Here is a 21512-nt window from a genome sequence, read left to right on the forward strand (position 1 = left end):
AAAGTATAATTTATATGAGAACCTACAAAACAAAAAACAGTAGCAAAAACGTCTTTGCTACTGTTTAATATTTTAATTTTATCTAATAATCTGTATCGCTTTTTTAGGACGGGACATAAAATTACTAAAAACTATCTTCTGATTAAAAACAATATTCATTTTCAGCCACTAATTTAGAAGTGATTATTTCTCTCAATCCTACAATATTTGGCATGTTGGTGTATTTAGTAAAACGACGTAATCCCATTAACATCATACGTTGTTCATCACCTTCAGCGAAAGAGATTACACTTTCTTTTCCTTTTTGAGTAACAATATCTACCGCTTTATATAAGTATAATTTTGCCATAGCAATTTGCTCTTGTATTTTAGCTTCTCCCTCTTTTTTGGCTAATTTTTCAGTTCTAAGGATAGTACTTTCAGCCATGTAGATTTCGATTAAAATATCCGAAGCTGCCATCAATAATTGTTGGTGTGAATCTAAATCTGGGCCGTATTTTTGAACAGCTCCACCGGCAACCATTAAGAATGCTTTTTTCAATTTGCCAATCATTTCTTTTTCTTCTGCAAATAATTCAGAATAATCAGGAGTTTCAAAAGATGGAATTCCCATTAATTCTTCTTGCACTTTTGATGCAGGTCCAAGTAAATCAACGTGACCTTTCATTGCTTTTTTGATCAACATTCCTACTGAAAGCATTCTGTTGATTTCGTTTGTACCTTCGTAGATTCGAGCAATACGAGCATCTCTCCAAGCACTTTCCATAGGCGTATCTTCAGAGAATCCCATTCCACCAAAGATTTGAATTCCTTCATCAGCACAGTTTTGTACATCTTCAGAAACCGCTACTTTTAGGATTGAACATTCGATAGCAAATTCCTCAACACCTTTCAATTCTGCTTCTTGATGTGAAGTACCTTCAGCTTCACGAGCTGTAATTCTGTCTTCAATATTTTTTGCGGCTCTATAAGAAGCACTTTCACCAGCATAACAGCTCGTTGCCATTTCCGCTAATTTGGCACGAATAGCACCAAACTGAGAAATTGCAGTATTGAACTGGATTCTTTCATTTGCATATTTAACTGAACCTGAAATAACTCTGCGTTGTGCGTCCAAACAAGCTGCTGCTAATTTGATACGACCTACGTTCAAAGCATTCATAGCAATTTTGAAACCGTTTCCTCTTTCTGACAGCATGTTTTCAACAGGAACTTTCGTTTCGTTGAAGAAAACCTGACGTGTAGAAGAAGCACGAATTCCTAATTTATGCTCTTCTTCACCCATAGAAATTCCATTGTCTGGAGTGTTTTCAAGGATAAAACCGGTGATGTTTTTGTCATCGCCAATACGGGCAAAAACGATAAACAAAGAGCAAAATCCTGCATTCGAAATCCACATTTTTTGTCCTGTGATTTTGTAATGTGTTCCGTCTTCTGATAAAACTGCTTTTGTTTTTCCAGAATTAGCATCTGATCCTGCGCCCGGTTCTGTCAAACAATACGCACCAAACCATTCGCCAGAAGCTAATTTAGGAACGTATTTTTGTTTTTGTTCTTCAGTTCCGTATAAAGTGATTGGCATCGTTCCAATTCCAGTATGTGCTCCAAAAGCAGTCGAGAACGAACCCGTTGCTCCCGAAATATAATCACAAACCAACATTGTTGATACAAATCCCATTCCTAATCCACCATAAGCCTCAGGTACTGCAACTCCTAAAAGTCCTAAGTCTCCGGCTTTTCTCATGGTTTCTTCTGTATAGGCGTAATCTTTTTTCTCAAAACGATCTTTATGTGCCCATAATTCTTTGTCTACAAACTCTTTTACAGAGTCACGCATCATTAATTGCTCTTCTGAAAAATCTTCTGGAGTAAAGATATCTTCGCATTTTGTTTCTTTAACCAAAAACTGACCGCCACGGGTTACGTTTTTTTCAATTGTATCTGCCATTTTTTTATTTTTTTATATGTTTTTTATTAAATTATAAGCTTACAAAAGTTCGTAAATCCCAGCACTTCCTTGCCCAGTTCCTACGCACATACTCACAATTCCGTATTTGCTTCTTCTGCGTTGCATCTCGTCGAATAATTGAACAGACAATTTTGCTCCGGTACAACCTAGTGGGTGACCTAATGCAATCGCTCCACCATTGACATTGATAATATCAGGATTTAGATTTAATTCTCTCGTTACTGCTAATGCTTGTGATGCAAAAGCTTCGTTTAACTCAATTAAATCAATATCATTTAATGTTAATCCTGCTTGTTTCAATGCTTTTGGAATTGCTTTTACCGGTCCAATACCCATGATTCTTGGTTCCACCCCAGCTGAAGCAAAGTTTACCAAACGGGCAATAGGAGTTAGGTTCAATTCTTTGACCATTTCTTCGCTCATGATTAAAACAAATGCTGCTCCATCACTCATTTGAGAGGAGTTTCCTGCAGTTACACTTCCGTTCGCTTCAAAAACTGGTCTTAAACCAGCCAAAGCTTCTACAGAAGTCCCTGCTCTAGGACCTTCATCTTTATTTACGATATACGATTTAGTTTCTTTTTTACCATTTTCATTGATAAACGTTTGTTCTACCGTAATAGGAACAATTTGTTTGTCAAATTTACCTTCGGCTTGCGCTTTAAGTGCTTTCATGTGTGAGTTATAAGCAAACTCATCTTGGTCTGCACGAGAAACTTTGAATTGTTGGGCAACAGCTTCCGCAGTTAATCCCATTCCCCAATAGTAATCTTCGTTACCCGCTTTTGCAACAGCATAATCTGGAGTAGGCTTGTAACCTCCCATTGGAATAAAACTCATGCTTTCAGCACCACCGGCAATGATACAATCCGCCATTCCAGACTGGATTTTGGCAGTAGCCATACCAATTGTTTCTAATCCTGACGCGCAATAACGATTTACGGTTACACCAGGAACATCTTCGATTTTCAATCCCATCAAAGAGATCAATCGTCCCACGTTTAGTCCTTGTTCTGCTTCTGGCATCGCATTTCCTACCATCACGTCGTCAATACGTTTTTTGTCGAAATCAGGTAACTCATTCATCATAAACTGAATCGTTTCTGCTGCCAATTCATCAGGACGTTTAAATCTAAACACTCCTTTTGGAGCTTTCCCCACGGCTGTTCTGTATGCTTTAACTATATAGGCTGTTTTCATAACTATTATTTTGAATTTTGAAGTCTAAATTTTAAACGAAGTTCATTCGTAATTTATAATTCATAATTTATAATTTAAAATTAATTGCGAAGCGGTTTCCCTTTCGTTAACATAAACTGTATTCTCTCTAATGTTTTTCTTTCTGTGCAAAGTGACAAGAAAGCTTCACGTTCTATATCTAATAAATATTGTTCAGATACTAATGTCGCTTCAGACAAATCACCACCAGCCATAACATAAGCTAGTTTATTTGCAATTTTAAGATCGTGTTCTGAAATGTATTTTCCAGCAACCATTTGATTGGTTCCTACTAAGAACATTCCCAAAGCTTGTTTTCCTAAAACTTTTACATCAGTTCTACGGATTGGTTGTGTATAACCCGCTTCGGCCATTAATAAGGCATGTTTCTTCGCTTCTGCAATCTGACGATCTTTGTTTACCACTACAATATCTTTTCCGTGTTGTAAAAGTCCAGTATCAAAAGCTTCATAAGCCGAAGTTGATACTTTTGCCATAGCGATAGTCATGAAATATTCTTGTAAAACATTCAATTCCACATCGTTTTTACGGAATAAATCAGAAGCTCTCAAAGCCAATTCTTTCGAACCACCACCGCCAGGAATAACCCCAACACCAAATTCAACCAATCCCATGTAGGTTTCTGCAGCAGCAACTACTTTATCAGCATGCAAACTCATTTCGCATCCACCTCCAAAAGTCATTCCGTGTGGCGCAACTACAACTGGAATTCCGGAGTAACGTACTCGCATCATCGTGTCTTGGAACATTTTGATAGCCATATTCAACTCATCGTATTCTTGCTCGACTGCCATCATGAATATCATTCCGATATTGGCACCAACAGAGAAATTCGCTGCTTGATTCCCAATAACTAAGCCTTGGTATTCTTTTTCAGATAAGTCAATCGCTTTATTGATAGCGGCCAAAACATCGCCACCAATCGTATTCATTTTAGACTGGAATTCTAAATTCAAGATTCCGTCGCCTAAATCTTGTATAATCGCTCCGCTATTGCTCCATACTTTTTTGCTTTCGCGAATGTTGTTCAGGATGATAAATGAATCCTGACCTGGAACTTTAGTTTGTGATTTTGTAGGGATATTGTAGAAAAAAGTTGCTCCTTCTTTAATAGAGTAAAAACTAGAACTTCCAGAAGCTAACATATCATTTACCCAAGCAGCTGGTTCAAGACCTTCGGCTTTCATGATTTCGATTCCTTTAGCAACACCAATGGCATCCCAAATTTCGAAAGGACCATTTTCCCAGCCAAAACCGGCTTTCATGGCATCATCAATTTTATATAATTCATCTGAGATTTCAGGAATTCGGTTCGAAACATAAGCAAACATTCCAGAAAAACTTTTTCTGTAAAATTCTCCCGCTTTGTCTTTTCCTTTTACCAAAACTTTAAAACGGTCAATTGGTTTATCAATCGTTTTTGTCAATTCCAAAGTGGTAAAAGAGGCTCTTTTAGCCGGGCGGTATTCTAAAGTATCTAAGTCCAAAGACAAAATATCCTTGTCTACTTTTTTATAAAAACCTTGACCAGTTTTACTTCCCAACCATTTGTTCTCCATCATTTTGTTGACAAATTCTGGAAGTTTAAACAATTCGTGTTGTTCGTCATTCGGGCAGTTTTCATAGATTCCGTTGGCAACATGTACCAAAGTATCCAATCCAACCACGTCAACAGTTCTGAAAGTAGCCGATTTTGGTCTTCCAATAACCGGACCAGTCAATTTATCCACTTCTTCAATCGTCAATCCCATTTCTTTTACCAAATGAAACAAACTCTGAATCCCGTAAATACCAACTCTATTACCAATAAACGCCGGAGTATCTTTGGCCACGACCGAAGTTTTACCCAAGAATTTTGAACCATAATCAGTAAGGAAATCCAAAACTTCTGTTGAAGTTTGCGGACCAGGAATGATTTCGAATAATTTTAAATAACGCGCAGGGTTAAAAAAGTGTGTCCCACAGAAATGCTTTTGAAAATCCTCGCTTCTTCCTTCACTCATAAAGTGAATTGGAATTCCTGACGTGTTTGAAGTCACCAAGGTTCCCGGTTTTCTGAATTTTTCAATTTGTTCAAAAACTATTTTTTTGATGTCCAAACGTTCTACTACAACCTCAATAATCCAATCCACAGTAGCAATTTTTGCCATGTCATCAGTGGTATTTCCAGTTGTGATTCTGCTGGCAAATTTCTGACTGTAAATAGGGGATGGTTTCGATTTCAGGGAATTAGCCAAATGCTCGTTCACCAATCGGTTTCTTACGATTTTGCTTTCTAAAGTCAGTCCTTTTTTAGCTTCCGCTTCGGTAAGTTCTCTTGGAACAATATCCAACAGTAACACTTCAACTCCAATGTTGGCAAAATGGCAGGCAATACCTGAACCCATAATTCCGGATCCTATTACTGCAACTTTTTTAATTGTGCGCTTCATACTTTGTTTGTATTTGTTTTTCAGTTTGCTCCGCCAGTTCGCTGGCGTTCGTGTGATTAAATATATTTTTGTCTAGAATTAATTCGTTGATGGTTTCAGCTACTTCAATAAAATGTTGTAGCTTTTCCTCAGAGATATGTTGTTTTACGGTTTCATTGAACTTCAATACGGTGTTCTTGGACAATTCTCTTTTTTCTTTACCAAAATCAGTTAGGTAAATCAATACGCCACGACCATCTTCAGGATTTTTCTTTCGGATGATTAAGCCTTTTTCCTCCATAGATTTTAAGGTTCTGGTTAAGCTGGTAGCTTCCATTCCCATTTTTGGCCCCAAAGAAGTTGAAGGAGTTCCTCCTTCTTTATCAATACTCAACAAAGCAAAACCTGTGGCCATGCTCGCATCATATTTAGAAGCTTCTTCATTATACATTCTGGCTACTGCTTGCCAGGTGGCACGTAAAATATAATCTATTGTTTTATCTTTCATATGTAACTATATCGATTTCAAATATAATAAAAATATACTATGCGTGCATAATATATTGAAAATTTTTTTTGATTTTTTTTGTTTAAACTAAAAAACTCCCCATAAAAAGAGGAGTTTACTGTTATGCTTTTATATTTTATTTTAGTTTTCCATTCACTAGAGCAATTACTGCACCTACTAATGCGGCCATTACAACTGTAATTGCAATATCTAACCCTATAGTTTGATAATTGATTGCAGCTGTCATAGAATTCATAAAGAAATTAGTGTATAGTGCTATGAATAATCCAATAACCGCACCGGCTTTAAAACCGGAAGCTACATTCGAAATTCCGGCCCATTTCGTAAAAATATAGGATACGAAAAATCCAAAAGTCATGCATCCTAAAAATATGAATAGCATGTTTTCATTTCCATCAGTAGGGAATGAGTTTTTAAATAGGATTCCGTAAAACAACCATCCTAAAAGAAATTGGACGATACCACCCGCAATACCTGAAACTAAAAAGTTTTTCACATTCATAATGTTTGGTTTTATTGGTTAACATAATAAAGGTATTAAAAAATAATAAAATAACAGATAAGGTGTTAAAAAACAATTGAATATGAAATAAGGGATTGTATTTTTATTTTATATTATATTATAAAAAATAATTCATCAGCATTTATGAGTTTGTATTATTTCGAATAAAGTCTATCCTTTAGTAAACTCCCCGCTATCCACATCTTTCAAGAACTTGATCACGCCCGGAAAATAGGTTTTGGGGTCATCATACTGTGAAAGGTGACTTCCGTTAGGACAAAACAAGAAACGTCCGTTTTGAACTTCGTTAGCAATCCATTTCATATGTTCTGGATCCATCGTGTCGTATTTAGAGCCAATACTTAAGGTAGGAACTGTCAGGGTTTTTAGTTTGGCTTTGACATCCCAATTTTTAAGTGTAGCGTTTCCAGTAATGCCAAATTCACTATGCCCTTGCATATACACATATACATTAGGATTAATGTGCTTGAAACAGCGGTTGATGGATTCAGGCCATTTCTCCAGTGGCATTCTTAAAATATGTTCGGTGTAGTAATGTTTGAACAGTAATTCACTGTATTTTGGATTATCAAAATCATTATTATTCTCGATATCCTGCAATTGCTTTAGAATTTTAGGATCCATTTGTGGTGCCAGAATGTCTTTTGCGTAAGCATTATATTCCGCTGTACTTGCCATCATATTAGAGATAATCAAGCCTTTTAGATTCTTTTGGTATTTCAGAGCGTATTCCATTGCTAGGATTCCGCCCCAAGATTGTCCCATCAGGTAAAAATTAGAACTGTCCAATCCTAATGCGATGCGTACTTGCTCGACTTCCTCCACAAAGCGTTCGTTGGTCCATAAACTGTTGTCATTAGGTTGGTCACTGTAATACGAACCCAACTGGTCGTAATAGATGTATTCAATGCTTTCGTTTGGAAAATACCCATCAAAAGATTCATAGAGTTCGTGCGTCAATCCTGGCCCACCGTGTAAGAGCAACACCTTTATTTTTGGATTGTTGCCCACTCGTTTTGTCCAAACGTTGAAAGTGCCTTTAGGCGTTTTAATTGGAATCATTTTAATACCGCCAGTCAGCTGGTCGTCCCGTTTGGAAAAGTCTAAATAATTTGCCTTTATTGAATCTTCCTTTGGTTTTTCTTGACAATTAGAAAAAAAGAACATACATATTACGCAGCAAATCAGTACTTTTAGTTTCATAACGGAACAGTTTATTGAACGCTAATTATAGATTTTATGGAACAAATCATTATATTTTTCCATCACTATTTTTCGTTTCAGTTTTAGAGTAGGAGTAAGCTGTCCTCCTTCAATAGACCACACGTCCGGTGTCAATTCAAAACGTTTTATTTTCTCCCAATTTCCAAATTTTTCATTTAAGCTGTCAATTTCTTCTTGAATTCGAGCAATAACTTTCTCGTTTGAGACGATTTCTTCATTGCTTTTTCCAACATCAATTCCATGGATAACGCCCCATTCTTTAATAAAATCAAAACTTGGTTGAATGAAAGCTGCTGGCATTTTTTGTCCGTCACCAATTACCATTATTTGTTCAATGAAACGAGATTGTTTCATCGTATTCTCAATTAATTGTGGCGCAATGTATTTTCCTCCGGAGGTTTTAAACATTTCTTTTTTACGGTCCGTAATTTTCAAGAATCCTTCTTCGTCAAAAATTCCGATATCGCCAGTATGAAAATAACCGTCAGTAATTACTTCATTTGTTAATTTTTCGTCTTTGTAATAGCCCATCATTACATTTGGTCCTTTGCAAAGAATTTCGCCGTCTTCTGCAATTAGTACTTCGACATTATCAATGACTTTACCAACAGTCCCCACTTTGAAACCATTATTTCTAATATCGTTTACGGATATTACCGGAGAAGTCTCGGTTAAACCATATCCTTCCATTACTGGAATTTCTGCTGCAGCAAATATTCGAGCCAATCGTGGTTGTAAAGCGGCACTACCAGATACCATTAAATCAAGATTGCCACCCAAACCTTCTTTCCATTTGCTGAAAATAAGTTTGCGAGCAATTTTGAGTTGGAACTCATACCAAAAACCATTTTTACCGTAAGGTTCATAACGCAATCCTAAATCAATCGCCCAAAAGAATAGTTTCTTTTTGATACCTGTCAACTCTGTACCTTTGGCGTAAATTTTATCGTATACTTTTTCTAAAAGTCTTGGAACAGCTGTAATCACAGTTGGTCTAACTTCTTTTAGATTGTCACTAATTTTATCAATTGATTCTCCAAAATATACTGAAACTCCGTAATATTGGTATAAATACAAAATCATTCTTTCAAAGATATGGCAAATAGGAAGAAAGCTCAATGCACGGCTTTTTCCTGCTTCAAAAGGAATTCTAGAAGCACTGTCCAATACATTTGAGACTATGTTTTTATGCGAAAGCATAACTCCTTTTGGTCTTCCGGTAGTACCCGAGGTATAAATTATTGTTGCTAAATCTTCGGTTTTTACATTGTCTTTACGAATTTCAACTTCACTTTGATTGCCTGTGTCTACACCATGAATCAATAATTCATTCCAGTTTTTGCAACCTTCAATTTCGTTGAATGAATAGACTTCTTTGACATTCGGAATTTTATTTCGAATTAAATTTACTTTGCGTAGTACTTCAACATCTGATACAAAACAATATATGGCACCGGAGTGATTCAGTATATATTCATAATCATCTTCAGAAATTGTAGGGTAAATGGGAACGGTTTGCGCACCAGTTTGCAACACACCAATATCCATAATATTCCATTCGGTTCTATTATTAGTAGAAATAATAGCAATTTTATCGTCTTTTTGAACGTTCATTTTCAAGAGCGCTCTCGAAACTGCATTGGCTTTAGCAATATATTCTTGAGTAGAAGTTTTTATCCAAACCCCGTTTTGCTTTGTTGTTAAAGCATCTGGAATTGAATTATATTTATCTTGTTGATAATACGGAAAATCAAAAAGTCTGGTTATAGAAGTCATTATTCGAATGTTGAATTGACTCGCAAATTAAATAAAAATTAATAATAATTATTATTTTTCAAAAATTAAATGGAAAATTAAACTATAATTTTTCCATTTCACGAAATCGTTTTCTTGAAATGAAGTTTAAGGGGCTGATTTTAAGCTAAAATGTTGCTGCAACATGAATATTGTATTCTTATGATTATTCTATATTATCTTTGCTTCTGTTTACTAAAATAAACATTTTCTTTTTTTGAAAATGGAAGGAAAAATGAACATTTGTCCAATCTCCTCAGGTTTTCATTTATTGGTTAGTCTCCTTGTTTATATGCCAAAGTGTGTAGACCGGATAATTAAAGCCTTTCTGGTATTTTGGATTGCCGTTTTCAAAACATTACATTCCCTTAATGATTGTAGTTTTTTTATAAAATCTAATACTGGATAAATACCAGTTCCTTCTGGATCAAATTGTACGATAGGTTCTGTGAGACCTTCAAAAAGATACGTTCCCGATATAGGTTGATCAATGTTTGTGGTTATGTAATGGATTCCGTCCTTTGCGGCGATTTTTTGATATTTTGGGCATTAGAGTAAGTTACAAACAGCTATAGGTTGAAAAATAGTAAATTAAGGGATTTCATAGATTTGGGTTAAATATACAGGTTGTATGTAAATCTAGCTATTCGTATTTTTTTTCGCAAATAATAATCTATAAAAATGTAGACAACAGGTTGTTTCTATTTTAAATCATCGTTAAAAACTTCATCAGCGAATGATATTATTCTCTCATAATTATTTTTAGACATGGATATAAAATAAAAGTACTACTATTATTTAGGAACTAAAACTAAGTTTATTTTATCCCTTTTCTAATTTTCTTTGTTTAATCAGCAAGTTTAAGACTGTCTACAAAAAGGTCAAAGAACCTAATTTGGTTGTCTTGCGCAATGGCCTCATCAATTGATGAGGCAAAAAGCGGGAGTTGGTTTTTTGTTAGTTCTGTTGATGAATTTCATTCCTCATTTTGCATAAAAACAACGAGTTATACAAATAATTTAAACGATTTTTAATACAATTTATTCAACAAGAACAAAGGTGGTTATTAGACAGTTTGACGGTTTATAGTATGGTGTCGTGCGGGATTACGTAACGATATCTTATCTGGGTACACCGATTTTTTTTACGAAATACAAACATTCGCAAACGGCTGAAACCCGCATGCACTATAACATGTTTTTTGGCTAATACATTATGATATCCAAGTAGGAATAATTTCGATAATCATCCAGATATTATGCTGTTTCTTAAGGTATATAATGCTTCCTTCACCACCTAAGCTTGCATATGAATGTCCGATTTCAAAAATCGCTTGAGTTTTATCCTTATTGAAAGCAATTCTCGAAAAACGAATTATGCCATTAGAATTCTTATAGTCATTATAAAATTCCGCCCAGTCGGCGTTTAAATCTTGGCTATCAAAAATGTATGATAATTCATCGGAAGATATTAAAATTATTTTTTTTGTTTTACTTTGAAATTGTTCTCCAAAATTTACAGAGTTTTTATTTAAATCCTCATGAATCTGAACCAAACTTGTATCAAAATCCTGATAATTTTCAATTAAATAATCATAAAAATAATTCTCATAATTTAAATCAATACTTGTTTTTGTAGCTTGTCCGATTACGATTTTTTCTGAAGAATATTTTTTATTTATCATTAAAGAATATATATCATACATCTCATCCGAAATTTGGTCTGACTGTTTAAGAGAAAAATCCGGTTTAGTTTCTTTTTCGCCCTCTTCACAGCTAAGAATAGTTATTCCTAATAACACTAATATTGGTAGGTAAATTAATAATCTGGATTTCATAATTGTAATTTTTAAATTTATTATAAGATGCTTCGGTTGCTCATTTGGTTGCTTTGTATTAGCCACAACTTGTATGTAGGCGCTACAAAGTAACGCATATACATCTCTCTTTGGTGTATATTCGCTACTGCGTAGCGTATTACTTTCAAATATACACTTTAATTATTATCTTACAAATCATCAAAATGGCTTTTAAATTCATTCTATAAAAAAAGCGCTCCTTTTCAGGAACGCTTTCATATAGTAAATCAAAAAATTATTTTTTATCCATCCATTTTCTGGCATTGACAAAAGCTTCATGCCAAGGTGAAACTTCATCATCTCTATCTTTTGTATAATGTGCCCAGTTCCATTGGAACGTAGAACGCTCAATGTGTGGCATCATAACCAGGTGACGCCCTGTTTTGTCGCAAAGCATGGCTGTGTTATAATCAGAGCCATTTGGATTAGCAGGATAGCCTTCGTAGGCATATTTAGAAACAATATTATAATTTTCTTCACCCATTGGTAAGTTGAATTTTCCTTCTCCGTGTGAAACCCAAACTCCAAGTGTACTTCCGGCTAATGAAGAAAGCATCACTGAATTGTTTTCCTGTACCGTTACTGATGTAAAGATACTTTCGTGTTTGTTACTTTCGTTGTGTAGCATTTTTCCGTGAACTTCATGCTCCGGATTAATCACTTCTAATTCCATAAACAGTTGACAACCATTACAGATTCCAACAGATAGCGTATCTTCTCTTTTGAAGAAATTGTCTAAAGCTGTTTTTGCTTTTTCATTGTATAAAAAGGCTCCAGCCCAACCTTTGGCAGAACCCAATACATCTGAATTAGAGAACCCACCAACAGCTCCAATGAACTGAATGTCTTCCAAAGTTTCACGACCTGAAATCAAATCGGTCATGTGAACATCTTTTACATCAAAACCGGCTAAGTACATCGCATTTGCCATTTCACGCTCCGAGTTACTTCCTTTTTCACGGATAATAGCGGCTTTAGGTCTATCGACTGCGCTCGAGATGACAGGTAATTTTCCGGTAAAATGTGCAGGGAAAGTATAGTGTAACGCTTGATTTTTATAATTGTCAAAACGCGCTTGAGCCGTTCCGTTTTTAGATTGTTTTTGGTCTAATAAAAACGAAGTTTTGTACCAAATATCTCTGTGTTTAGCAATGTCTAATGTACAAGGACCAAAATCTAAAGTTGCTTCATTTGTAGCGCTTCCTAATTTGTAGAAAGAAACGGTATTGGCGTTTAATTTAGATTCCACTTCAGCATCTGATTTTGCTTGGAAAACAATTCCAATATTTTCAGCAAAAAGATATTTGATAATGTCTTTTTCTTCGAAGCCCGAGAAGTCTATTTTAGCACCCAAATTCACATCAGCAAAACACATTTCTAATAAAGTAGTAATCAAACCACCACTTCCTATATCGTGTCCGGCAAGGATATTGTTTTCTAAAATTAATTCCTGAATGGTATTAAAGGCTCTTTTGAAAAATGCAGCGTCTTTAATCGTTGGCACTTCTTTTCCAATAGTATTCAACGTTTGTGCAAACGAAGAACCGCCTAATTTAAAGTCGTCTTGTGACAGATTGATGTAATAAATAGAACCGCCGTCTCTTTGTAACACGGGCTCTACTACTTTTCTAATATCGGTACAATTTCCACCTGCTGAAATAATTACCGTTCCCGGTGCGATTACTTCTTCATTTGGATATTTTTGTTTCATGGAAAGGGAATCTTTTCCGGTTGGAATATTGATTCCTAATTCGATTGCAAAATCTGAACAACCTTGTACAGCTGCATACAAACGAGCGTCTTCTCCTTCGTTTTTACAAGCCCACATCCAGTTAGCAGACAATGAAAGTCCAGCTAAACCATCTTTTATTGGCGCCCAAACAATGTTAGACAATGCCTCAGCAATTGCTGTTCTACTTCCCGCAACAGGATCAATTAATGCTGCAACAGGCGAGTGACCAATCGAAGTGGCAATTCCTTCTATTCCTTGATAATCCAAGGCCATTACACCACAATTATTCAATGGTAATTGCAACGGACCGGCACATTGTTGTTTGGCAACTTTACCACCCACACAACGGTCTACTTTATTGGTCAACCAGTCTTTACAAGCAACCGCTTCTAGTTGAAGCACTTGCTCTAAGTAGGTTGAAATGTTTTTCTTGTCGTATACTAAATCAGTATAGTTTCTTTCGATTGTTTTGTCTGTCATGACCACTTTTGGAGAACTTCCAAAAAAGTCTTCCAAAGCAAAATCCATTGGTTTAGCACCAGTTGATTTTGATTCGAAAGTAAAACGGTGATCTCCGGTTACGTCTCCCACTTGGTACATTGGTGAACGCTCACGGTCAGCTATTTTTTGTAATAAATCGATGTTTTCTTTGGCGATAACCAATCCCATTCTTTCTTGAGATTCGTTACCAATTATTTCTTTTGCCGAAAGGGTAGGATCTCCCACAGGCAATTTGTCTAAATCAATTAATCCACCGGTATCTTCCACTAATTCCGAAAGACAGTTCAAATGTCCTCCAGCTCCGTGATCGTGAATCGAAACAATTGGATTGATATCACTTTCTACCAAACCACGAATGGCATTGGCAGCACGTTTTTGCATTTCTGGGTTAGAACGTTGAATTGCATTCAATTCAATTCCTGAACTAAAAGCTCCGGTATCTGCTGAAGAAACTGCAGCCCCACCCATTCCAATTCTATAATTTTCCCCACCAAGGATGACAATTTTATCACCTGTTTGTGGTTTTTTCTTAATTGCTTGGTCTAATTTTCCGTAACCAATTCCACCCGCTTGCATAATCACTTTGTCAAAACCTAGTTTGCGAGCGTCTTCTTCGTGTTCGAAAGTCAGGATAGAACCTGTAATTAAAGGCTGTCCAAATTTATTTCCAAAATCAGAAGCTCCGTTGGACGCTTTGATCAAAATATCCATTGGGGTTTGATACAACCATTTTCTTTCGGTCATACCGTTTTCCCATGGTCTGTTACCCTGAGCGGAGTCGAATGGGCCTTCTAAACGAGAGTATGAAGTCATATAAACTGCCGTTCCAGCCATTGGCAAAGAACCTTGTCCACCTGCTAAACGATCCCGAATTTCTCCACCAGAACCAGTTGCAGCACCATTGAAAGGTTCTACTGTTGTTGGGAAATTATGTGTTTCTGCTTTTAAGGAGATAACCGAATCAAATTCTTTTACTTCATAAAAATCAGGTTTATCAGCACTTTTTGGAGCAAATTGTTGTACACGTGGCCCTTTTACAAAAGCAACGTTGTCTTTATAAGCCGAAACAATATCGTTCGGGTTTTCCTGAGATGTTTTCTTGATTAATTTGAATAAAGAAGATTCTTTTTCTTCTCCGTCAATGATAAATTTTCCGTTGAAAATCTTGTGACGACAGTGTTCTGAATTGGCTTGTGAGAAACCAAAAATCTCAGAATCTGTTAGTTTTCGCCCTAATTTAATCGCTAAATTGTCTAAATAGTCTACTTCTTCCGGACTCAAAGACAATCCTTCTTGTTTGTTGTAAGCAGCAATATCAGCGATGTCCAAAATTGCTTCAGGAAGTACATTGATTGTAAAAATATCTTGATTTAACTCGGCGTATTTTTGAGAAAGCATCGGGTCAAAACCAGAAAAATCAGCTGTTGCTTTGTGAAATTCTTCGATTCTAATGATACCGGATATACCCATATTTTGAGTGATTTCCACTGCATTAGTGCTCCAAGGCGTTATCATTGTGGCACGAGGACCAACAAAAAAATCCGTTAGTACGGATTTTTCTATTTTATTTGAATCGGCAAAAAGCCAGTTGAGTTTTGAAATGTCTTGAGCCGAAATTTCGTTTTGCGTGTGTACGGCAAAAACAGTTTTGCTTTGGTTTTCAAAGAAATGGATCATTGTTTTTAGTTTGTTGTATTGCGATGCAAATTTAGTTTAAATAAATAGTACGAGCAAATGTGAAAAGCAAAGACTTTGAAAAATTAAAGAAGTGAAAAGTATAACCCGAATTTACTTCGCAAGTTCTCTATCGCTCGGGACACGAATTAACACAAATTATTTTTTGACACTTTCTAATGCTTTGAAATCATGATTTTTTACAAACTTATATGCCCTTCAATATCTTATATGATGAAAAAGTATATTGAATGAGTTGACCATATAATATATTGAAGGGCATATCAGAGAAAAAAGGAAATTGATTTTTATACCAAAAGCGTTTGAAAACACTCTGTACGTCATAAAAGGTACTTGTTAGAATATAATTATTTAGGGAATACTTTATTTTGATAAGCACCTAAATCGGGAGGTAAAGTTCTTGTATTTCCTAAAATATCCAACGGAATCAGATAAGCCGGATTCCCTTTTGCGAAAGCGGCAGAAGTTTCGTCTACATTGAATTTGTTCTGTGAGGTGTTGAAGAATTTTGGATCCTTGTTCAAAAGTATAGCGTTGTAATGAGCAGTATCAGTATTGAATTGATAATCAGGATTTGTTGTGAATTGATTGGATACGTTATCAAATTTGATCAGGCAATTGTTGAATTGGTATTCAAAATCAGCTCCCGTTTTCTTGCTTAAACTCATTTCGTTTGTATAGGAACCATAAATGATGCAATTGTTAAAAGTGGCTGCAGTTAAATCTTTCACTTCAGGAATTGCACCTAAAATATAATTACTCACTACTACCGCCACTTGTTGTGAGCTGTTCCAGTTATTATTGAAAGTACAATGAGTGAACTTATAATTCCCGCCATAGGAACACGCTAAACTGGCCTGTCCGGCATTGTTGATGACTACATTTTCTCCGGTTATTTTTGCGGTCTGCGCCAAAATTCCGTAGTTACTGCTGTTGTAAATTTGGGTGTTTTTGATAGAAACCGTTGTGCCATCATTGTTTTGTATCAACAATCCAATGGTAGCATTTTTAATTGTGAGGTGATTCAAGGTGTTATTTGTACTACCATCAGTAAGCCAAATCGTACCCCATTGTCCCGGCACATCAGAAAAATCTGGTTCTAAACGGTCGCCTTCAAAAATGACTTCATTTTCTAGTTTATCTGTTGTTGAGCGTGCTCCATTAATATTGATGGAAGCTTTATTACCTACTATAAGCCCGGAATTAGCATGAAAATGAACTCGGGTTCCTGCTTCAAAAGTGGCTGTTTTATTCGAAGGGACAGCTGCATAGCCATAAATTACATACGGTTTATCATTGGTAAACTGTAATTCATTTCCATTTACAGAGTCATTTTCATCCAGATAAAAACCATTAATTTTTTCGTTTCCAATAGGGAGTGTTTCAGTGGTTCCGTCAGCAAACCTTTTTGGATAAAGAAAAACAGCGTCTTGAATCAGTGTTACAAGTTCTACATTTTGTAGGTTTTCGCCACTGTCAAACTGAATTTGATCGGTGTATAAAAAATCGGTTGGGTTGGCATCAGCAATATTGGCGGTGGTTTCTATGAAAATATACAAACTGTCTTTGGCTAAAAGATCTACATTATAAAAAACTTTACCGTCTGTACCCTGCATTCCATCAACGCTCATTCGGTATTTTGAGTTCAGTCCTTTTGCTAATTTAATACTTGGAATCGTAATGTCCTTTTTACTTTTGTTGTACACTTTAAGTCGGTACGTGCTAGAACCTACGCTAGAGAAAACGGTGTCTAGGTAAATTGTATCCTTAGAAAATTCTAAATCTCCTGTGCTGGCTACAGTCTCAAAATTAGAACGGCAGGAACAGATAGTGATTATAATTCCAATAAAAAACAATACTATTTTGGGACGCATCTGGATATATTTTTTGTAAAAATAGGAAAAATCTATTTTCGAAATCAGAATAACAATTGTAATTACTGTTTTGTGACTTATCTTTTAATTATTTTTACATTTTAAAATTAAATAACATGACATTCGACAAAGAAAAGATACTACAATATTGCAATCACGTTTCTAAAAATACCTTAATGCAAACGTTGAATATTGAATATACTGACGCAGGTGAAGATTTTCTTGTTGCAACAATGCCTGTCAACCCTTCTGTACATCAGCCAATGGGCTTGTTACATGGCGGTGCTTCAGTGGCTTTAGCAGAAAGTGTGGGTAGCGCAGCTTCTATGCTTTATGTAAATTCTGAACTAAGCGAAGTGCGCGGAATTGAAATTTCAGCCAATCATTTGAAAGCAAAACGGGACGGAATTGTAACGGCAACCGCTAAGATTGTTCACAAAGGGCGAAGCATTCATCTTTGGGAAATACGAATTACAGATGAAAATAATAATTTAATATCACTTTGCAAGCTGACAAATATGGTTTTGCCAAAAAGAAAAAGCAGAGATTAATAATTGAAGCAATTGTAGCTAAAGCATAACAGTTTTAAAGTGAAATTGATAAAATCAAGCAAATAATAATTTCTTGGAGTGTTAATGAAATTTATATTTTAATACATTAAATATGATTGATTTTTTTATAAAAGTTAAACAGCAAAAAGCTCAAAATTTGCCGTTTGTATTGTTCAGAAAACCAAATGATATCAAGTTAGTGGGTTTTTTTCAGAATAACGACCACTTGTATTTTGCTGAAAATTATGAAGAAACAGGTTTTGTTTTTGCTCCTTTTGAAGGCAGTCAAATGATACTTATCCCTAAAAATCAATCTGTAAAATGGGAAGCCCTAATTACTTCTTCTACGGAAAATGATGATTCAGATTTCATATATTCACAAGATAGGCAAGCTAAAGAACATTTTGAAAGGCTTGTCCAAAAAGGAATTGATGCTATTGCAATGGGGACTTTGAAAAAAGTGGTTTTGTCCCGGAAAGAAATAGTTGATTTGTCAAATTTTGATTTAGTATCAATTTTCGAAAAATTAATTCAAAATTATCCCACTGCCTTTTGCTATTGCTGGTTTCATCCAAAGATAGGCTTATGGATGGGGGCTACACCGGAACGATTACTGAAAGCTAATACGAATACTTTTTATACAATGTCATTAGCTGGAACGCAAAAACTTCAAGGTACAAAAGAAATAGTCTGGGAGAAAAAGGAAATCGAAGAGCAACAGTTTGTTACCGATTTTATTTTGAATAATCTGAAGGACTTGGTCTCGGAAGTGTCAGTTTCCAGTCCCTATACGATACAAGCAGGGACTTTAACGCACATTAAAACAGATATTGAAGGGGTAATAAATGAGAGTTCAAGTTTGAAAGAAGTTGTTTCTGTTTTGCATCCAACACCCGCAGTTTGTGGATTGCCAAAAGAAACAGCTAAAGATTTTATTATTCAAAATGAAGGTTATGAAAGAGAATATTATACTGGTTTTTTAGGTGAATTAAATAAGGAAGGATTTAATAAAGGAGAAATAAAATCCGACTTGTATGTTAATTTGCGATGCATGCAAATTAAAGACAATCAAGCGCATTTGTATGTGGGTTGTGGCATTACAAAGGATAGTATTCCTGAAAAAGAGTGGAATGAAAGTGTCAATAAATCTGTGACAATGAAGAAAATATTGAATTTGGAGTAGTATTGAAAACTTTAAGCATTAAAAAAACATTAAACGAATTTTAGATGAAATTAGATATATTAGCTTTTGGTGCCCATCCTGATGATGTGGAATTGGGTTGTGCAGGAACCATTTTGAAAGAAATCTCTTTAGGGAAAACTGTGGGGATTATTGATTTGACCCGTGGTGAATTAGGGACTCGTGGTTCAGCAGAAATCAGGGATCAGGAAGCGAATGCTGCTGCAAAAATTCTAGGTGTTTCAGCACGTGAGAATTTAGAAATGCGAGATGGTTTTTTTGTTAATGACGAAAAACACCAATTAGAAATCATTAAAATGATTCGCAAGTACCAACCAGATATTGTTTTGTGTAATGCGATTGATGATCGACATATTGATCATGCAAAGGGAAGCAAATTAGTCTCAGATGCTTGTTTTTTATCTGGGTTGATAAAGATTGAAACTGCCTTAGAAGGAGAGAAACAAACTGCTTGGCGACCAAAATTAGTCTACCATTACATACAGTGGAAAAATATAGAGCCAGATTTTGTGGTAGATATTACAGGTTTCACCGATAAAAAAATTGAATCTATTTTGGCTTACGGTTCTCAGTTTTATGATGCAAATTCTAACGAGCCTGAGTCGCCAATAACTAGTAAAAACTTCTTGGAAAGCCTGAATTACCGTTCTAGAGATTTAGGAAGGCTTACTGGAGTGGATCACGCGGAAGGTTTTACTGTAGAAAGATATTTGGCAGTCAATAGCTTAGCAGATTTGATGTAAAATTCATGTAATTTTTTAAAAAAAATATTTGCAGAAGTAAACTTATGTCGTATATTTGCCACCGCTAAGCAAATGGTGGTTGTAGCTCAGTTGGTTAGAGCATCGGTTTGTGGTACCGAGGGTCGCGGGTTCGAGCCCCGTCTCCCACCCAGAAAGCAAAAGCTTCGAAGAAATTCGAGGCTTTTTTTGTGGGATAAAGTTTCGTTAGATTGTAGGTGATATTTTATTGGCTTGAATGATATAAAAGGAAATAGTATCGCAGTGCATTCATAGTAGTCATGTAGGATTTGATTATCAAATAAATTAAGATAATAGCTTTTAGGCCATACATTTTCTCGTTAAAGGTTATATTCTGTGTTTTACAGAAATCGTATTTTCTTTTGTGTATCTTTGAATGTATTGTTTAGTTAAATCAACCCAAAATAAGCTTTCAAATTTTAAATATTATTTACATCATTTAATGGAAAACGAAAAAGTTAATTCAAAAATTCTTAAAAATAATTACATTCCAACAGCTGAGTTTTATAGCCAAATAATTGATAGTTTACAAGATTATTCGATTTTTACTCTTGATAATGAATTTGTAATTAATAGCTGGAGTTCAGGTTCAACCAAAATATTTGGATATGAGCCAGACGAAATTATAGGAGAGCATTTTGATGTGATTTTTACTGAAGATGATATACAAAATGGTATTCCGAAAAATGAAATTGAAACGGCATTAAAAGAAGGAAGAGCAACCGATAATAGATGGCATATTTGTAAAGACAAGAGTGAGTTTTATGCTTATGGTTTGGTTTTTCCACTTACTGGAATAGACGGAGAGTTATTAGGATATGTTAAAATTCTACGCGACTTAACCGAAAGAAAGAAATCTGAAGATGCCATAAAAAAATATGTAAAAGATCTTGAAGATCTAAATACACATAAGGAAAGTGTTCTTGCTATACTTTCACATGATTTGAGAAGTCCATTATCCAGTATTATTGCTACAACAGGATATTTAAAATCAAATTTCGAAAGAATGAAGCCGGATACCATTAAAGAAATGCTCGAGCTTCTTTACACAGCATCAATAGATGAGTTAAATATGTTAGATTACTTAGTTGAGTGGGCGAGAATAAAATATGCTGCGGAAGTGTTTTCTCCAAGGAAAATTGAGCTAGTTGAGTATGTACAAAAAGTTTTTGTTACTTTAAATGATACTGCTTCTTTAAATACAATAAATCTGCATCATGATATTAAAGAGAACACCAGCGTTTTTGCAGATGGAAAAATGCTACTCTCTATTATCCAAAATATAGTTTCTAATGCTATTAAGCATTCACTACCAGGAGGAGAAGTTACCGTTTCTGCAAAAATTAAAGATGATAAAATAATAGTTCAAATAAAGGATTCCGGTTTAGGTATGTCTAAGGAAATCCAAGACAAACTGTTTACACCACAAGTGAATATACTTTCAAAAGCGAGGATAGAGAACAAAGGTGCCGGGATTGGATTATTATTAGTGAAAGGGTTTTTAGAAAAAAACGGTGGTGAAATATGGGTTGAAAGTATTGAAGGAATAGGCTCTTCTTTTTATTTTACGTTGCCTCTTGAGGAACCTTTAAATAAAATTGATTGTGCAGATAAAATAGAATTTGACGAAAGAGTTTAAGACATAATTGC

General features: G+C 35.2%; 14 protein-coding genes and 1 tRNA gene. 5 read left to right on the forward strand and 10 right to left on the reverse strand.

The genetic code is table 11. The features are described 5' to 3' along the window. Positions 1–142 precede the first annotated feature (142 nt). From ACNQF6_RS15455 to ACNQF6_RS15500, 10 genes are all read right to left on the reverse strand, one after another. Positions 143–1948: an acyl-CoA dehydrogenase family protein gene (locus ACNQF6_RS15455; protein ID WP_315208030.1), complete on the reverse strand. Its 1806-nt coding sequence runs from the start codon at positions 1946–1948 to the stop codon at positions 143–145. A gap of 39 nt (positions 1949–1987) precedes the next feature. Beyond that, positions 1988–3169, reverse strand: coding sequence for an acetyl-CoA C-acyltransferase (locus tag ACNQF6_RS15460; RefSeq protein ID WP_417966893.1), 1182 nt, complete (start codon positions 3167–3169; stop codon positions 1988–1990). A gap of 80 nt (positions 3170–3249) precedes the next feature. Then, positions 3250–5640 (reverse strand): 3-hydroxyacyl-CoA dehydrogenase/enoyl-CoA hydratase family protein, encoded by a 2391-nt coding sequence (locus ACNQF6_RS15465; RefSeq protein WP_417966894.1) that lies wholly within the window; start codon positions 5638–5640, stop codon positions 3250–3252. Next, positions 5624–6127: a MarR family winged helix-turn-helix transcriptional regulator gene (locus tag ACNQF6_RS15470; protein ID WP_417966896.1), complete on the reverse strand. Its 504-nt coding sequence runs from the start codon at positions 6125–6127 to the stop codon at positions 5624–5626. The genes ACNQF6_RS15465 and ACNQF6_RS15470 overlap by 17 nt, the downstream gene beginning before the upstream one ends. A 136-nt stretch (positions 6128–6263) precedes the next feature. Next, on the reverse strand, positions 6264–6650 hold the full coding sequence (locus ACNQF6_RS15475; protein WP_417966899.1) for a hypothetical protein: 387 nt from the start codon (positions 6648–6650) through the stop codon (positions 6264–6266). A gap of 171 nt (positions 6651–6821) precedes the next feature. Beyond that, positions 6822–7874: a proline iminopeptidase-family hydrolase gene (locus ACNQF6_RS15480; RefSeq protein WP_417966900.1), complete on the reverse strand. Its 1053-nt coding sequence runs from the start codon at positions 7872–7874 to the stop codon at positions 6822–6824. Between the two features lie 21 nt (positions 7875–7895). Next, positions 7896–9671: an AMP-dependent synthetase/ligase gene (locus tag ACNQF6_RS15485; RefSeq protein ID WP_417966902.1), complete on the reverse strand. Its 1776-nt coding sequence runs from the start codon at positions 9669–9671 to the stop codon at positions 7896–7898. 1231 nt (positions 9672–10902) lie between these two features. Next, entirely contained in the window at positions 10903–11526 is a 624-nt protein-coding gene (locus ACNQF6_RS15490; protein WP_417966904.1) for a hypothetical protein, read from the reverse strand. A gap of 256 nt (positions 11527–11782) precedes the next feature. Continuing rightward, positions 11783–15457, reverse strand: a complete 3675-nt coding sequence (gene purL / locus ACNQF6_RS15495) for a phosphoribosylformylglycinamidine synthase (protein WP_417966905.1) — start codon at positions 15455–15457, stop codon at positions 11783–11785. 365 nt (positions 15458–15822) lie between these two features. Then, positions 15823–17349 carry a right-handed parallel beta-helix repeat-containing protein gene (locus ACNQF6_RS15500; protein WP_417966907.1) on the reverse strand — a complete coding sequence of 509 codons (1527 nt, stop codon included), beginning with the start codon at positions 17347–17349 and terminating at the stop codon, positions 15823–15825. Positions 17350–17465: 116 nt separating this feature from the next. Between ACNQF6_RS15500 and ACNQF6_RS15505 the strand changes: the two genes are divergently transcribed. From ACNQF6_RS15505 to ACNQF6_RS15525, 5 genes are all read left to right on the forward strand, one after another. Continuing rightward, a complete protein-coding gene (locus ACNQF6_RS15505) occupies positions 17466–17900 on the forward strand; it encodes a PaaI family thioesterase (protein ID WP_417966909.1) in 435 nt (144 codons plus the stop codon). 112 nt (positions 17901–18012) lie between these two features. Further along, entirely contained in the window at positions 18013–19083 is a 1071-nt protein-coding gene (locus tag ACNQF6_RS15510) for a chorismate-binding protein (protein WP_417966910.1), read from the forward strand. A gap of 44 nt (positions 19084–19127) precedes the next feature. Further along, positions 19128–19844 carry a bacillithiol biosynthesis deacetylase BshB1 gene (gene bshB1 / locus ACNQF6_RS15515; RefSeq protein WP_417966913.1) on the forward strand — a complete coding sequence of 239 codons (717 nt, stop codon included), beginning with the start codon at positions 19128–19130 and terminating at the stop codon, positions 19842–19844. Between the two features lie 74 nt (positions 19845–19918). Beyond that, positions 19919–19994, forward strand: a tRNA-His gene (locus tag ACNQF6_RS15520). Between the two features lie 310 nt (positions 19995–20304). Continuing rightward, on the forward strand, positions 20305–21501 hold the full coding sequence (locus ACNQF6_RS15525; RefSeq protein WP_417966915.1) for a PAS domain-containing sensor histidine kinase: 1197 nt from the start codon (positions 20305–20307) through the stop codon (positions 21499–21501). Positions 21502–21512 lie beyond the last annotated feature (11 nt).

The sequence above is a fragment of the Flavobacterium pasteuri genome (assembly GCF_048286615.1).
Lineage (GTDB): Bacteria > Bacteroidota > Bacteroidia > Flavobacteriales > Flavobacteriaceae > Flavobacterium.

Coding starts and splice junctions, on each gene's coding strand:
- ACNQF6_RS15455 (WP_315208030.1), bottom strand. CDS start 1,948: ATGGCAGATACAATTGAAAAAAACGTAACCCGTGGCGGTCAGTTTTTG.
- ACNQF6_RS15460 (WP_417966893.1), bottom strand. CDS start 3,169: ATGAAAACAGCCTATATAGTTAAAGCATACAGAACAGCCGTGGGGAAA.
- ACNQF6_RS15465 (WP_417966894.1), bottom strand. CDS start 5,640: ATGAAGCGCACAATTAAAAAAGTTGCAGTAATAGGATCCGGAATTATG.
- ACNQF6_RS15470 (WP_417966896.1), bottom strand. CDS start 6,127: ATGAAAGATAAAACAATAGATTATATTTTACGTGCCACCTGGCAAGCA.
- ACNQF6_RS15475 (WP_417966899.1), bottom strand. CDS start 6,650: ATGAATGTGAAAAACTTTTTAGTTTCAGGTATTGCGGGTGGTATCGTC.
- ACNQF6_RS15480 (WP_417966900.1), bottom strand. CDS start 7,874: ATGAAACTAAAAGTACTGATTTGCTGCGTAATATGTATGTTCTTTTTT.
- ACNQF6_RS15485 (WP_417966902.1), bottom strand. CDS start 9,671: ATGACTTCTATAACCAGACTTTTTGATTTTCCGTATTATCAACAAGAT.
- ACNQF6_RS15490 (WP_417966904.1), bottom strand. CDS start 11,526: ATGAAATCCAGATTATTAATTTACCTACCAATATTAGTGTTATTAGGA.
- purL (WP_417966905.1), bottom strand. CDS start 15,457: ATGATCCATTTCTTTGAAAACCAAAGCAAAACTGTTTTTGCCGTACAC.
- ACNQF6_RS15500 (WP_417966907.1), bottom strand. CDS start 17,349: ATGCGTCCCAAAATAGTATTGTTTTTTATTGGAATTATAATCACTATC.
- ACNQF6_RS15505 (WP_417966909.1), top strand. CDS start 17,466: ATGACATTCGACAAAGAAAAGATACTACAATATTGCAATCACGTTTCT.
- ACNQF6_RS15510 (WP_417966910.1), top strand. CDS start 18,013: ATGATTGATTTTTTTATAAAAGTTAAACAGCAAAAAGCTCAAAATTTG.
- bshB1 (WP_417966913.1), top strand. CDS start 19,128: ATGAAATTAGATATATTAGCTTTTGGTGCCCATCCTGATGATGTGGAA.
- ACNQF6_RS15525 (WP_417966915.1), top strand. CDS start 20,305: ATGGAAAACGAAAAAGTTAATTCAAAAATTCTTAAAAATAATTACATT.